Source organism: Streptomyces shenzhenensis (assembly GCF_021462265.1).
Classification (GTDB): domain Bacteria; phylum Actinomycetota; class Actinomycetes; order Streptomycetales; family Streptomycetaceae; genus Streptomyces; species Streptomyces shenzhenensis.
On the sequence record NZ_JAJONF010000219.1, the window covers coordinates 1 to 367 of the forward strand.

Below are 367 nucleotides of genomic sequence, written 5' to 3' on the forward strand. Positions count from 1 at the left end.
TCTCAGGTGTAGATGATCTGGCCGCCGGCCGCGTGCTGGTAGAACTCGCCGACGGTGATGACGTCCTGGACCTGGTCGACGAGGTCGTCCTTGCCGAGTTCGAAGAGGTCGACCGACGCCTTGCAGGCGTAGATGCCGGCGCCGGTGTCGGCGATCATCTCGATGAACTCGGGGATCGGCGGGATGTCGAGCTTGTCCATCTTGCGTTCCATGTACCGGGTGACCAGGTCCGGGACGCCGGGCAGGCCGCCGAGCAGCGTCGGCAGGTGCAGTCCGGGGTTGCCCACGGTGGCCAGCCTGATGTGCTCCCAGTGCTTCTTCGTGATGGCGTCCAGGCCGAAGAAGGTGAAGAACAGGTCGGCCTCGA

The 367-nt window shown here is 65.1% G+C and carries 1 protein-coding gene; it reads right to left on the minus strand.

Going from position 1 to position 367, the window contains the following annotated elements:
- Positions 1 to 2 precede the first annotated feature (2 nt).
- Positions 3 to 367 (minus strand): DsrE/DsrF/DrsH-like family protein (locus tag LQ326_RS47545; protein WP_234545427.1); only part of this gene is annotated, 365 nt, incomplete at its 5' end.